The organism is Pseudomonas sp. JL23, from assembly GCF_056933585.1.
On the sequence record NZ_CM167795.1, the window covers coordinates 1,983,770 to 1,996,651 of the forward strand.

At 59.5% G+C, this 12,882-nt stretch carries 14 protein-coding genes; all 14 read left to right on the forward strand.

Annotated elements, in window-relative coordinates; translation table 11 throughout:
- Window positions 1-6: 6 nt before the first annotated feature.
- The 14 genes from fliJ to flhA all read left to right on the forward strand — a co-directional run bounded on the left by fliJ (window position 7) and on the right by flhA (window position 12,874).
- Entirely contained in the window at window positions 7-456 is a 450-nt protein-coding gene (fliJ, locus tag AC1Z24_RS09290) for a flagellar export protein FliJ (RefSeq protein ID WP_259105450.1), read from the forward strand.
- Between the two features lie 213 nt (window positions 457-669).
- The gene (locus AC1Z24_RS09295; protein ID WP_483745385.1) at window positions 670-972 is read left to right on the forward strand and encodes an STAS domain-containing protein; all 303 of its coding nucleotides are present in this window, start codon (window positions 670-672) and stop codon (window positions 970-972) included.
- Between the two features lie 3 nt (window positions 973-975).
- Window positions 976-2,682, forward strand: coding sequence for an ATP-binding SpoIIE family protein phosphatase (locus AC1Z24_RS09300; RefSeq protein WP_483745386.1), 1,707 nt, complete (start codon window positions 976-978; stop codon window positions 2,680-2,682).
- 81 nt (window positions 2,683-2,763) lie between these two features.
- Window positions 2,764-3,078 (forward strand): Hpt domain-containing protein, encoded by a 315-nt coding sequence (locus AC1Z24_RS09305; protein ID WP_483746579.1) that lies wholly within the window; start codon window positions 2,764-2,766, stop codon window positions 3,076-3,078.
- Between the two features lie 91 nt (window positions 3,079-3,169).
- Window positions 3,170-4,657, forward strand: a complete 1,488-nt coding sequence (locus AC1Z24_RS09310; RefSeq protein WP_483745387.1) for a flagellar hook-length control protein FliK — start codon at window positions 3,170-3,172, stop codon at window positions 4,655-4,657.
- A 255-nt stretch (window positions 4,658-4,912) separates the two neighbouring features.
- On the forward strand, window positions 4,913-5,419 hold the full coding sequence (gene fliL / locus AC1Z24_RS09315; RefSeq protein ID WP_259105441.1) for a flagellar basal body-associated protein FliL: 507 nt from the start codon (window positions 4,913-4,915) through the stop codon (window positions 5,417-5,419).
- A 9-nt stretch (window positions 5,420-5,428) separates the two neighbouring features.
- The gene (gene fliM, locus AC1Z24_RS09320; protein ID WP_483745388.1) at window positions 5,429-6,397 is read left to right on the forward strand and encodes a flagellar motor switch protein FliM; all 969 of its coding nucleotides are present in this window, start codon (window positions 5,429-5,431) and stop codon (window positions 6,395-6,397) included.
- A gap of 62 nt (window positions 6,398-6,459) precedes the next feature.
- Window positions 6,460-6,924, forward strand: coding sequence for a flagellar motor switch protein FliN (gene fliN / locus AC1Z24_RS09325; protein ID WP_483745389.1), 465 nt, complete (start codon window positions 6,460-6,462; stop codon window positions 6,922-6,924).
- Complete coding sequence (gene fliO, locus AC1Z24_RS09330; RefSeq protein ID WP_483745390.1) at window positions 6,925-7,419, forward strand: flagellar biosynthetic protein FliO; 495 nt, start codon at window positions 6,925-6,927, stop codon at window positions 7,417-7,419.
- Entirely contained in the window at window positions 7,419-8,177 is a 759-nt protein-coding gene (gene fliP, locus AC1Z24_RS09335; RefSeq protein WP_259105433.1) for a flagellar type III secretion system pore protein FliP, read from the forward strand. Before fliO ends, fliP begins: the two co-directional genes overlap by 1 nt.
- Before the next feature lie 172 nt (window positions 8,178-8,349).
- Complete coding sequence (gene fliQ / locus AC1Z24_RS09340) at window positions 8,350-8,619, forward strand: flagellar biosynthesis protein FliQ (protein WP_259105430.1); 270 nt, start codon at window positions 8,350-8,352, stop codon at window positions 8,617-8,619.
- 6 nt (window positions 8,620-8,625) lie between these two features.
- On the forward strand, window positions 8,626-9,411 hold the full coding sequence (fliR, locus tag AC1Z24_RS09345; RefSeq protein ID WP_483745391.1) for a flagellar biosynthetic protein FliR: 786 nt from the start codon (window positions 8,626-8,628) through the stop codon (window positions 9,409-9,411).
- A 1-nt stretch (window position 9,412) separates the two neighbouring features.
- Window positions 9,413-10,549, forward strand: coding sequence for a flagellar biosynthesis protein FlhB (flhB, locus tag AC1Z24_RS09350; protein ID WP_483745392.1), 1,137 nt, complete (start codon window positions 9,413-9,415; stop codon window positions 10,547-10,549).
- 195 nt (window positions 10,550-10,744) lie between these two features.
- Complete coding sequence (gene flhA, locus AC1Z24_RS09355) at window positions 10,745-12,874, forward strand: flagellar biosynthesis protein FlhA (RefSeq protein ID WP_483745393.1); 2,130 nt, start codon at window positions 10,745-10,747, stop codon at window positions 12,872-12,874.
- The last annotated feature ends 8 nt before the right edge of the window (window positions 12,875-12,882 follow it).

Here is a 12,882-nt window from a genome sequence, read left to right on the forward strand (position 1 = left end):
TAAATCATGGCTCAGAGTCGCGCAACACGTTTGGCGCCGGTCGTTGAAATGGCGGAATCCGCCGAGCGCACCGCTGCCCAGCGCCTGGGGCATTTCCAGGGCCAGGTGCGGGTTGCCGAAGGAAAACTGGGCGAGCTGGAACGCTTTCGCTATGACTACCAGTTGCAGTGGATCAGCAAAGGCTCGGAAGGTGTATCCGGGGAATGGCTGATGAATTACCAACGCTTTCTCAATCAGCTCGAAACTGCCGTTGGCCAGCAGAAACAGAGCCTGGCCTGGCACCAGGCCAACCTGGACAAGGCCCGGGATGCCTGGCAGCAGTGTTATGCCCGTGTCGAGGGGCTGCGCAAACTGGTGCAGCGCTACATAGACGAAGCCCGTGCCCTGGAAGACAAGCGTGAGCAGAAGCTGCTGGACGAACTGTCCCAGCGTTTGCCGCGGCATTCGCCGTTCTGATCGACAGTTGGTTTCGGCGTCGGATGACTGTGGGACCGGCTTTAGCCGGGAAGACAATAGCCTGGGTAATGAAGATGTGTCGATCATGCGGGCGCCTTCCCGGCTAAAGCAGGTCCCACATGGGTCATGCGCAAGAGCATCACATTTGCTGGCGCCTGAGTACAGTGCTACACCTTCCTCAGGCGACGGTCATTCATTTCAGGAATACTTTCGATGCCGGTTACTTCCCTGCTGTCTTCTGATGCTCAGGAGCTGACGATCTTTATCGAGGGATCTTTCGACTTCAAGGCCCATCACGATTTTCGCAATGCCTACGAATCACTGGGGCCTGAGCAGTGCTATATCGTTGACCTGGGGGCCGTGAACTTTCTCGACAGCTCGGCCTTGGGCATGCTGTTGCTGTTGCGCGACCACGCCGGTGGTGAGCATGCACGAATCCGCCTGGTCAATTGCAGCGGCGATGTGCGCAAGATCCTGACCATCTCCAATTTCTCGAAACTCTTTCATATAGGTTGATCCATGCAGAGTTCATCGGGGGCTCTGTGCATTCTCATTGCTGACGATAACGCCAGCGACCGCCTGCTATTGTCGACCATCGTGCATCGCCAGGGGCATCGCGTGCTCAGCGCAGGTAACGGGGCCGAAGCGGTGGCGATGTTCGAGTCCGAGCGCCCGCACATGGTCCTGATGGATGCGCTGATGCCGGTGATGGACGGCTTCGAAGCGGCCCGGCGTATCAAGCAGAAGGCTGGCGAGTCGCTGGTGCCGATCATTTTCCTGACTTCGCTGACCTCAAGTGAGGCTCTGGCCCGTTGCCTTGATGCCGGTGGTGACGACTTTATCGCCAAGCCCTATAGCCCGGTGGTGCTGGCGGCGAAGATCAACGCGATGAACCGTCTGCGCCTGTTGCAGGAAACCGTGCTGCAGCAGCGTGACCTGATCTCCCGCCACCACGAGTATCTGCTCAACGAGCAGCGCGTAGCCAAGGCGGTGTTTGATCAGGTCGCCCATGCCGGCTGCCTGGATGCCGCGAATATCCGCTACCTGCAATCGCCCTATGCGTTGTTCAACGGTGATCTGTTGTTGGCCGCCTATACGCCTGCGGGCGACATGCATGTGTTGCTGGGGGATTTCACCGGCCATGGGCTGCCGGCGGCCGTTGGCGCAATGCCCCTGGCCGAGGTGTTCTATGGCATGACCGGCAAGGGCTACGGGTTGGCGGAAACCCTGCGCGAGATGAACGCCAAGCTCAAGCGCATCCTGCCGGTGGACATGTTCTGCTGCGCCACATTGGTATCTGTGGATTTTCGTTTGTGTCAGGTCGAGGTATGGAACGGCGGCCTGCCTGATGGTTACCTGTTGCCGGCGGCCGGGGGAGGGCGGATACCGCTGGCTTCCCGGCATCTGCCCCTCGGCGTTCTTGGCGCCGAGACGTTCGATGTGGCAACCGAGGTCCATCCGTTCCAGGCCGGGGACCGCTTGTTTCTGTTGTCTGATGGCGTGCTCGAGACCCGTGATCAGCACGAGCGACTGTTTGGCGAGCAGCGACTGCATGAGGTGTTCGACGCCAATCGCGAGCCGCATCTGCTGATTGATGAGATTCAACAAGCGCTCAGCGCGTTTGGCGGTAAGGCGCGCGATGATGTCAGCATGGTGGAAATCGGCTCATTGACCCTGCCTTCTGCGCAAGAGCAGCGCCATGCTCAGCATGACGATGGTCAGTTCAGCCCGCTGGACTGGGCGCTGACCTTCGAGTTTCGCGGTTCGACCCTGCGTCGGTTCAATCCCTTGCCCAGGCTGCTTCAGCTATTGCTGGAAGTGCGCGGCCTGCGGGCACGCAGCAGCGAGTTATTCAGTGTGCTGAGCGAGTTGTACAGCAATGCCCTGGAGCATGGCGTGCTGGGGCTCGACTCTGCGTGCAAGCGCGATTGCGCCGGTTTCGCTCGCTATTATCAGGAGCGCGACAGTCGCTTGGCGCAATTGGACAGCGGGTTTATTCGCCTGCATCTTGATGTGTCTGCCCTTGGCGAGGGTGGCTGCCTGAGGATCCGGGTGGAGGACAGCGGGGCGGGGTTCGATACCGAACACCTGCTGGCGCGGGCACCGGTTGCCGATGAGTTGTACGGGCGTGGTCTGCGCCTGGTTCGCGAGCTGAGTGATTGCTCGCACTGGTCCATGGACGGGCGTACCGCCTGTGTGGAGTTTGTCTGGGGGGCGGTGGCATAATCCCCGGATTCTTGATCAAGGAGTGAACAAGTGTCGATCATTCATCTGGATTACAACGTGCTCAGCACTTTGCAGGAAGTCATGGAGGGGGAGTACGTCACGTTGCTCGACGTATTTGTCCGTGATGCCGAGCAGCGTGTTTCGCTGCTGCGCCAATCTGCCAGCGGTCCCGACATGGATTTGCAGGCGTTGAGCATGACCGCCCACAGCTTCAAGGGCAGCAGCAGTAACATGGGGGCCTTGCGCCTGTCCGAGTTGTGCCACCAGCTGGAAGAGCGGGCTCGCCATCACGAGGTTGCCGGTCTCGACGAACTGATCGGCAGTATCGCCACTGAATACGCGACGGTGAAGCGGCTGTTCGATGCCGAGCGACAACTGCTGACTGCGCAGTCCTGAGTGTTTATCCGGCCTTTAATTCTCTGATATCTGAAACTGGCCCGGACTTTGCTGTTAGTTCCGGTAACCAGCTGCTCATGCGGAGATCAACATGCCACTTGCCCCCAATGCTCTTCTTCAGACCAATGCTACTGCCACGACCAAGGCGGCCTCGGCCATCCAGTCGAGCAAGGCTGTAGAAACCAGCAAGGACAATGCTTCCAGCTTCTCCGACGTCTATTCCAAGCAGGCCAAGGTCAAGTCGACAGACGAGCGTGACACGCCGAGCAAGGCCGTGCGTGACAAGGCACCGGCCGAGAAGAGCAAGGCTGTGGCCGACAAGGACAAGCCTGCCAGTGACGACAAGACGGCGTCCACGCAGTCGACGGTTGCCGATAGCGGCAATACCTTGCCTGTCACGCCGGTGGCAAGTTCCGATCAGAAAAGCGACGACAGCAGCCCCGCGCCCGTCGATCCTTCTTTGTTGACCGATGCGGCACCCGACCCGACGTTGCCGGTGGTTGATCCGACCCAGGATCCGGCCTTGCTGGCACTGGCTGCCCAGGCTGCTGCCCAGCCGCCGACCGAGCCGGTGGTGGATGTGACGCCCAAGCCGGTGGTTGATGCCTCGGCCGCTACTGCCGCAGCTGCAACGGCAACCACTGTGTCGCAGGCGACTACGCCGACACCGGTTGCCCAGGTCACGCCGCCTGCTGGCGAAAAACCGTTCGATCCGTATGCCGACCCGCTTGAAGGACTGTCGGCCGTACAGCTGGCATTAGAGAACGCCAATGCCAAAGCCCAGTCCACAACCCAGACTGCGCAATTGACCAACACGACGGCCAAGACCGGCAAGACCCCGGCTGATACCGGCAACGTCGATCCTTCGCAGAACGTCGCCAATAACCTGACGGCTCTGGCTGACCAGTTGCCGGTGCAGAAGAGCAGCACGGAGAGCAGCGACAAATCCTTCGGCGGTGTCATTGATGGCGGCCTCAAGGATGGTCAGGCTGCGGCGACCGACACGCGCGTGGATAATTTCGCTGATCGCCTGGCAGCCATGAGCCAGGCGGCGCAACAGGCCAAGGTGCCAGTTGCCGCCTCTGCTGCACCGCTGATCAATCAGCCGCTGGCCATGCACCAGAGCGGCTGGAGTGAAGGTGTTGTGGATCGAGTCATGTATCTGTCGAGTCAGAACCTCAAGTCGGCGCAGATTCAACTGGAGCCTGCTGAACTGGGTCGCCTGGATATCCGCGTCAACATGGCTCAGGACCAGCAGACTCAAGTGACTTTCATGAGCGCTCATGTGGGTGTTCGTGAAGCCCTGGAAAGCCAGATGGGCAAGTTGCGTGAGTCGTTCAACCAGCAAGGCCTGGGTCAGGTCGACGTCAGCGTCGCGGACCAGTCGCGCCAACAGTCCCAGCAACAGCAGGCTCAGGAAGAGCAGGCCGCCAACGCCCAGCGCTCCGGTTCGGGCAGTCGTACCGGTGGCTCGGGCGACGGCTCGTCTGATGACAGTGCCATTGCCGATGCGGCGATTCCATTGAGTCAGCCGGCGACGCGGGTCATTGGCACCAGTGAAGTGGATTACTACGCCTGATACCGTTGAAACAAATTTTTTGAAACCGGCTTGTGTGGGACCGGCTTCAGCCGGGAATGCGTTTTCCGTTCAGGTACATCTTTATTGCCTGAAATGACGTTTTCCCGGCTGAAGCCGGTCCCACATTGGTTTTCGCATTGGCTCTGCGTGCTTGATCCCGATATCCCATCTTCTGGTTTGTCCAACTCTGGCATAACACTTGCTGCCCCTCTGTCACGCATCAGCGAACCCCTCGAATAGTGACGGATTATTGGCATGGCGAAGAGCGAAGCAGCAGTTAAAGACCCCGCATCCAAAGGCAAACTCAAGCTCATCATCGTCGCCGTAGTCGCCTTGCTGCTGGCCATAGGCTTGTCGGTAGGTGCGACCTGGTACTTTGTGCACAAGGCTGACAGCAAGCCAGACCCTGCCGCCGTTGCCGCCGCCGAGGCCAACGCCAAGCACCCGGCGGTGTTCGAGGCGCTGACACCGGCCTTCGTGGTCAACTTCAGTTCAGGTGGGCGCACCCGCTACATGCAGGTGAGCATCACCATGCTGGCGCGCAATGCCGCAGACCTTGAAGCGCTGAAAGTGCATATGCCGGTCATTCGCAATAACCTGGTCATGCTGTTCGCGGGGCTGCCGTTCGAGCAGCTGTCGACACCGATCGGCCAGGAAATGCTGCGTCAGAAAGCCACCGCCAGTGTGCAGGAAGTGGCCCAGAAAGAACTCGGCAAGACTGTCATCGAGCAGTTGCTGTTCACTAACTTCGTATTGCAGTAGGACCACGACATGGCCGTGCAAGACCTGCTGTCCCAGGATGAAATCGACGCCCTTTTACACGGCGTCGATGACGGGCTGGTCCAGACCGAGAGCGCTGCCGAGCCTGGCAGCATCAAAAGTTACGACCTGACCAGCCAGGACCGGATTGTCCGGGGGCGCATGCCGACCCTGGAAATGATCAACGAGCGTTTCGCCCGATATACCCGCATCAGCATGTTCAACCTGCTGCGCCGTTCGGCGGACGTGGCGGTGGGCGGCGTACAGGTAATGAAATTCGGCGAGTACATTCACTCACTGTACGTGCCGACCAGTCTCAACCTGGTCAAGCTCAAGCCGCTGCGCGGTACGGCTCTGTTCATCCTTGACGCCAAGCTGGTATTCAAGCTGGTGGACAACTTCTTCGGCGGTGACGGTCGTCACGCCAAGATCGAGGGACGTGAATTCACCCCTACCGAGCTGCGCGTCGTACGCATGGTGCTGGATCAGGCGTTCATCGACCTCAAGGAAGCCTGGCAGGCGATCATGGAAGTGCACTTCGAGTACATCAACTCGGAAGTGAACCCGGCCATGGCTAACATTGTCGGGCCGAGCGAGGCGGTGGTGGTCTCGACTTTCCATATTGAGCTCGACGGTGGTGGCGGTGATCTGCATGTGACCATGCCGTACTCGATGATCGAGCCGGTGCGCGAGATGCTCGACGCCGGTTTCCAGTCGGACCTGGACGATCAGGACGAGCGCTGGGTCAAGGCGCTCAAGGAAGACGTGCTGGATGTTTCCGTGCCGCTCAGTGCTGTAGTCGCACGTCGCCAGTTGTTGCTGCGCGACATTCTGCACATGCAGCCTGGCGATGTGATTCCCGTGGAGCTGCCTGAACACCTGGTGATGCGCGCCAATGGCGTGCCGTCATTCAAGGTCAAGCTGGGCTCGCACAAAGGCAACCTGGCCTTGCAGGTAATAGAACCGATAGAGCGGCGCTGAGCCTTTGGGCCTGTACCGTTATTTTGCTATGACCATGAATTAATGCTTGCCGAGGACAACCGATGGCTGATGAAAACGAAATCACGTCTGCAGAAGATCAGGCGTTGGCTGATGAATGGGCAGCTGCACTGGGTGAGTCCGGTGAAGGTGGCCAGGCAGATATCGACGCACTGCTGGCAGCTGATGAAGGCCACTCTTCCTCCAGTCGCATGACGATGGAAGAGTTCGGCGGTGTGCCGAAAAACAACAACCCGGTTACCCTGGATGGTCCCAACCTGGATGTGATTCTCGACATTCCGGTGTCGATCTCCATGGAAGTGGGCAGCACCGACATCAACATCCGTAACCTGTTGCAGCTCAACCAGGGCTCGGTCATCGAGCTGGACCGCCTGGCGGGCGAGCCGCTGGACGTACTGGTCAACGGCACCCTGATCGCCCATGGCGAGGTGGTGGTGGTCAACGAAAAGTTCGGTATTCGCCTGACGGACGTGATCAGCCCGAGTGAACGTATCAAGAAGTTGCGCTGAGTGAGGCGTTTCCTGGGTGTGCTTTTGGCCCTGTCCCTGAGCCTGCCGGTATTGGCAGGCGCAACGGAGCCTGTGACCTCGACGCCCGCTGCGGTTGCAGCAGCGCCTGTGGCTGCGCCCGCAGTGGTGCCGTCGGCTGCGGCCATGAGTACTGGGTTGGGCGGTCAGTTGACACAGATGGTCCTTGGGCTGCTGCTGGTAATCGGCCTGATTTTCCTGCTGGCCTGGGCGATGCGTCGGGTCCAGCGGGTCGGTCCGGCCAATGGGCAGCTTATCGAGCTGCTCAGTTCCCGGGCCATTGGCCCGCGGGATCGCCTGGTGCTGGTCCAGGTCGGTAGCGAGCAGATTCTGCTGGGTATCACTCCGGGTCGGATCACGCCGCTGCATGTGCTCAAGGAGTCGGTGACGGCTCCGGTGAAGCAGCCTGCGACGCAGGAATTCGCCCAGCGCCTGATGGAGCTGCTGGGCAAGGATCAAAAGGACGACAAGAAGTGATGTCGCGCATTCTATTGCTGCTGTTGCTGGTCCTGGCGGCGCCTGCGGCCTTTGCCGCCGGGCCCGACTTGTTGTCGATCCCGGCGATTACCCTGGCCACCGGTGCCAATGGCCAGCAGGAGTACTCGGTCAGCCTGCAGATTCTGCTGATCATGACCGCGCTGAGCTTTATTCCAGCGTTCGTCATGCTGATGACCAGTTTTACCCGGATCATCATCGTCTTTTCGATTCTGCGTCAGGCCCTGGGCCTGCAACAGACGCCGTCCAACCAGATCATGACCGGCATGGCGCTGTTCCTGACACTGTTCATCATGGGGCCGGTGTTCGATCGGGTTAATCAGGACGCCTTGCAGCCGTATCTGGCTGAGAAAATGACCGCCCAGGACGCCTTTGTGAAGGCCCAGGTGCCGATCAAGGACTTCATGCTGGCGCAGACCCGCACCAGCGACCTCGAGCTGTTCATGCGCCTGTCCAAGCGCACTGATATCGCCACGCCGGATCAGGCGCCGCTGAATATCCTGGTGCCGGCCTTTGTGATTTCCGAACTCAAGACCGCGTTCCAGATCGGTTTCATGATCTTCATTCCGTTCCTGGTCATCGACCTTGTAGTCGCCAGTGTGCTGATGGCCATGGGTATGATGATGCTGTCGCCACTGATTATTTCCCTGCCGTTCAAGATCATGCTGTTCGTGCTGATCGATGGCTGGGCGCTGATCATCGGCACCCTGGCCAGTAGTTTTGGTGGTGTGTCGCCATGATTGAGCTTGGCCTCGGCCCAGTAGGAGCTGCCGAAGGCTGCGATGGCGTGTGCAGCGCGCCCGGCGCTAATCCGAGGAAGGGCCTGGGGACCTTATCGCAGCCTTCGGCAGCTCCTGCGAAAAACCTCCTTTATTCAGATAATCATGTTGGTTTTGGTAAGAGGGTGGCCCCATGACTCCGGAAGTTGCCGTCGATATTTTCCGTCAGGCCCTATGGCTGACCACCATGCTGGTCGCGATCCTGGTGGTGCCGAGCCTGCTGGTCGGGCTGTTGGTGGCGATCTTTCAGGCCGCAACCCAGATCAACGAACAGACCTTGAGCTTCCTGCCGCGCCTGTTGGTGATGCTGATCACCCTGATCGTTATCGGTCCGTGGCTGCTGAAAATGTTCATGGAATACATCCTGTCGTTGTACGGCAGCATTCCGAACGTGATCGGCTGATCATTCATGCCCTCCGTCCTGGCGTTGACCGATACCCAGATCAGTACCTGGGTCGCCGCCTTCCTGTTGCCGTTGTTCCGCATTCTGGCCTTGCTCAGCACCATGCCGATTTTCGGTACAACCCTGGTGCCGCGCCGGGTGCGCATGTACGCCGCGCTGGCGATCACCGTCGCCATCGCTCCCAGCCTCCCGCCCATGCCACCGGTTCAGGCGCTGGACCTGAGTGCGCTGCTGCTGGTCGGTGAGCAGATCATCATCGGCGCGGCCATGGGGCTGTCTCTGCAACTGTTCTTTCAGGCATTTGTGATCGCCGGGCAGGTGGTGGCGATTCAGATGGGTATGGGCTTCGCTTCCATGGTCGACCCCACCAACGGCGTTTCGGTGGCGGTGATCGGGCAGTTCTTCACCATGATGGTGACGCTGGTGTTTCTGGGTATGAACGGCCATCTGGTGGTGTTTGAGGTGCTGGTGGAAAGCTTCACCACGCTGCCGGTGGGTCAGGCCTTCGATGCCGGCAACATCTGGGAACTGGTCATGCGCCTGAGTTGGGTGTTGGGCGCCAGCCTGATGCTGGTGTTGCCGGCAATCACCGCGCTGCTGATCGTCAACATCGCCTTCGGGGTGATGACCAAGGCCGCACCGCAGTTGAATATCTTCTCCATTGGCTTCCCGCTGATCCTGGTCCTCGGCATGCTGATCCTGTGGCTCAGCATGGCGGAAATTCTCAATCAATACCGGCCGCTGGCCGTCGATGCCTTGCAGTACCTGCGAAGCATGGTCGGAGCCCGCTGATATGGCCGAGAACGAGAATGGCCAGGACAAGACAGAGGACCCCACGGACAAACGGGTCAGGGACTCCCGTGAAAAAGGTGAAATCGTTCGCTCCAAGGAGCTGAGCAATCTGGTGTTGATGATTGCCGGGACCTGGGGCCTGCTGGTGTTTGGCGCGGGTATTGCGCAAATGTTCATGACGGTGATGCGCACCAGTTTCACCATCAGTCGCGAAATGATCATGGACCACACCTACATGACCCGCTTCCTCCTGGCGGCGGTCAAGGAGGCGCTGATAGCCATGCAGCCGTTCATGCTGACCATGGTGCTGGCGGCCCTGATCGGCCCGATCCTGCTCGGCGGTTGGCTGTTTTCCACTTCGGCGCTGGCGCCCAACTTTGCCCGCATGAACCCCTTGCCGGGGCTCAAGCGCATGGTCTCGGTCAATGCCTTGATCGAGCTGCTCAAGTCCACGGCCAAGTTCTGCATCATTCTTGCGGTCGCGGTGGTGGTCCTGCGCAAGGATCAGAAAGACTTGATGGCCATCGGGTATGAACCGCTTGAACAGGCCATCATTCATTGCCTGCAAGTGGTGGGTTGGAGCGCTTTGTGGATGGCCTGCGGGTTGATCATCATTGCTGCGGTGGATGTGCCGTTCCAGATCTATGAAGGGCACAAGAAACTGCTGATGACCAAGCAGGAAATTCGTGATGAGCACAAGGACAGCGACGGTCGTCCCGAGGTCAAGCAACGTATTCGCCAGTTGCAGCAGGAGCTGTCCCAGCGCCGCATGCTCTCGTCGATCCCCGATGCCGACGTGATCATTACCAACCCGACCCACTTTGCCGTGGCGCTTAAATACGACCCGGAGAAGGGGGGTGCGCCAATGCTGCTGGCCAAGGGTACGGACTTCATCGCCCTGAAAATCCGTGAAATCGGGGCCCAGCATCAAGTCCTGATTCTTGAGTCGCCGGCTTTGGCGCGTTCGATTTATTACAGCACCGAGCTGGATCAGGAAATTCCGGCAGGTTTGTATCTGGCTGTGGCGCAGGTGCTGGCCTATGTCTATCAGATCCGTCAATTCCACGCCGGTCGCGGCAAGCGCCCAACGCCGCTGGGCGATATCAGCATCCCGCCGGATCTACAGCGCGACGTCTGATTGAACGATCTTCGCCCGTAGTAGCGGCTTTAGCCGCGAGATCGCCCTCCCGGCTAAAGCCGGTCCTACGGTTGTATGTTTGGATCGCGGATATTTCCTACAGCCTTCTCCTGCATAGTTGGACAGCTTCTTGCAATGACTTGATCAGGTCGCTTCTAGCGTCAAGTTTTTGATTTAGCACGCAGGTACGAATCGGTGGATCGCTCTCAATTAATCAGTAGCGCACGCAGCAATCTGGCTGGCCTGGGCAAGGGTCAGCTTGGCGTACCGTTGTTGCTGTTGGTCATGCTGGCAATGATGATGTTGCCGATACCGCCGTTTTTGCTCGACGTGTTCTTCACCTTCAACATCGCCCTGTCCATCGTTGTCCTGCTGGTCTGCGTATACGCATTACGGCCACTGGATTTCTCGGTGTTCCCCACCATTCTGCTGGTCGCGACACTGTTGCGCCTGGCCCTGAACGTGGCGTCCACCCGGGTGGTCATGCTCCACGGCCAGGATGGTCACGCCGCAGCCGGTAAGGTGATTCAGGCGTTTGGTGAGGTGGTGATCGGCGGCAACTATGTGGTCGGTGGTGTCGTCTTCGCGATCCTGATGATCATCAACTTTGTCGTGGTCACCAAGGGTGCCGGGCGCATCTCCGAGGTAAGCGCGCGCTTTACCCTTGACGCGATGCCGGGCAAGCAAATGGCAATCGACGCCGACCTCAATGCCGGTCTGATCGATCAGGCCCAGGCCAAGGCACGACGTCTTGAAGTCGGGCAGGAGGCCGAGTTCTACGGTTCCATGGACGGTGCCAGCAAATTCGTGCGCGGTGACGCCATCGCCGGTCTGCTGATTCTGTTCATCAACCTGATCGGCGGCATGCTGGTCGGTATCTTCCAGCACGGCATGAGCTTCGCGGATGCGGCCAGGGTCTACGCGTTGTTGACCATCGGTGACGGTTTGGTGGCGCAATTGCCATCACTGCTGTTGTCCACCGCTGCGGCGATCATGGTGACCCGAGCTTCCGGTTCGGAAGAAATGGGCAAGCTGATCGGTCGTCAGATGTTCTCCACGCCCAAGGCGTTGGTGGTGGCTGCGGGCCTGATCATTGTCATGGGTCTGGTGCCCGGCATGCCGCACTTCTCTTTCCTCGGCATGGGTATGTTGGCGCTGGGCGGTGCCTACCTGCTGTGGCGTCGTCAGAATTTGGTCAAGGTTCAGGCGTTGGCCGAGGTTCAGCGTCAACAGGAACTGCTGCCATCGCCGACCCGGGTCCAGGACTCCAAGGAACTGGGCTGGGATGACGTGACGCCGATCGACATGATCGGCCTGGAAGTGGGCTACCGCCTGATTCCTTTGGTGGATCGCAATCAGGGCGGGCAATTGCTGGCGCGGATCAAGGGCGTGCGCAAGAAGCTGTCCCAGGAGCTGGGCTTTCTCATGCCTACCGTGCACATCCGCGACAACCTCGATCTGGCGCCCAGCGCCTATCGCCTGACGCTGATGGGTGTGACCCTGGCCGAAGCCGAGATCTACCCGGAGCGCGAGCTGGCGATCAATCCAGGCCAGGTTTTCGGCACGCTCAATGGCATCACTGCCAAGGATCCGGCATTCGGCCTGGAAGCGGTGTGGATCGAAATCAGCCAGCGGCCTCAGGCGCAGTCCCTCGGCTACACGGTGGTGGACGCCAGTACCGTGGTCGCCACGCACTTGAACCAGATTCTCTACAAGCATTCTCATGAGTTGATCGGCCATGAGGAGGTGCAGCAACTGATGCAATTGCTGTCCAAGAGCTCGCCGAAGCTGGCTGAAGAGCTGGTGCCGGGGATCCTCTCGCTATCAGCGTTGCTCAAGGTCTTGCAGGCGCTGCTGTCCGAGCAGGTGCCGGTACGGGACATCCGCAGCATCGCCGAGGCCATCGCCAACAACGCGGCGCGGAGTCAAGATACCGCCGCTTTGGTGGCGGCAGTGCGGGTCGGTCTGAGTCGCGCAATCGTGCAAAGCATTGTGGGGACTGAGCCGGAGCTGCCTGTCATCACGCTGGAACCAAGGTTGGAACAAATATTGCTCAATAGTTTGCAGAAGGCTGGTCAGGGTCAGGAAGAAGGCGTTCTTCTTGAGCCGAGCATGGCTGAAAAGCTCCAGCGTTCACTGATCGAAGCTGCCCAGCGCCAGGAAATGCAGGGTCAGCCGGTGATTCTGCTGGTCGCAGGTCCCGTCCGTGCAATGCTCTCGCGTTTTGGCCGACTGGCCGTACCGAACATGCACGTTCTGGCGTACCAGGAAATTCCGGACAACAAGCAAGTCACCATCGTAGCGACTGTCGGGCCCAACGGCTGAGGTAGTGA

What these genes read in the sequence shown, in the direction of transcription:
- fliJ (WP_259105450.1), top strand. Translation starts at nt 7, where the DNA reads ATGGCTCAGAGTCGCGCAACACGTTTGGCGCCGGTCGTTGAAATGGCG.
- AC1Z24_RS09295 (WP_483745385.1), top strand. Translation starts at nt 670, where the DNA reads ATGCCGGTTACTTCCCTGCTGTCTTCTGATGCTCAGGAGCTGACGATC.
- AC1Z24_RS09300 (WP_483745386.1), top strand. Translation starts at nt 976, where the DNA reads ATGCAGAGTTCATCGGGGGCTCTGTGCATTCTCATTGCTGACGATAAC.
- AC1Z24_RS09305 (WP_483746579.1), top strand. Translation starts at nt 2,764, where the DNA reads ATGGAGGGGGAGTACGTCACGTTGCTCGACGTATTTGTCCGTGATGCC.
- AC1Z24_RS09310 (WP_483745387.1), top strand. Translation starts at nt 3,170, where the DNA reads ATGCCACTTGCCCCCAATGCTCTTCTTCAGACCAATGCTACTGCCACG.
- fliL (WP_259105441.1), top strand. Translation starts at nt 4,913, where the DNA reads ATGGCGAAGAGCGAAGCAGCAGTTAAAGACCCCGCATCCAAAGGCAAA.
- fliM (WP_483745388.1), top strand. Translation starts at nt 5,429, where the DNA reads ATGGCCGTGCAAGACCTGCTGTCCCAGGATGAAATCGACGCCCTTTTA.
- fliN (WP_483745389.1), top strand. Translation starts at nt 6,460, where the DNA reads ATGGCTGATGAAAACGAAATCACGTCTGCAGAAGATCAGGCGTTGGCT.
- fliP (WP_259105433.1), top strand. Translation starts at nt 7,419, where the DNA reads ATGTCGCGCATTCTATTGCTGCTGTTGCTGGTCCTGGCGGCGCCTGCG.
- fliQ (WP_259105430.1), top strand. Translation starts at nt 8,350, where the DNA reads ATGACTCCGGAAGTTGCCGTCGATATTTTCCGTCAGGCCCTATGGCTG.
- fliR (WP_483745391.1), top strand. Translation starts at nt 8,626, where the DNA reads ATGCCCTCCGTCCTGGCGTTGACCGATACCCAGATCAGTACCTGGGTC.
- flhB (WP_483745392.1), top strand. Translation starts at nt 9,413, where the DNA reads ATGGCCGAGAACGAGAATGGCCAGGACAAGACAGAGGACCCCACGGAC.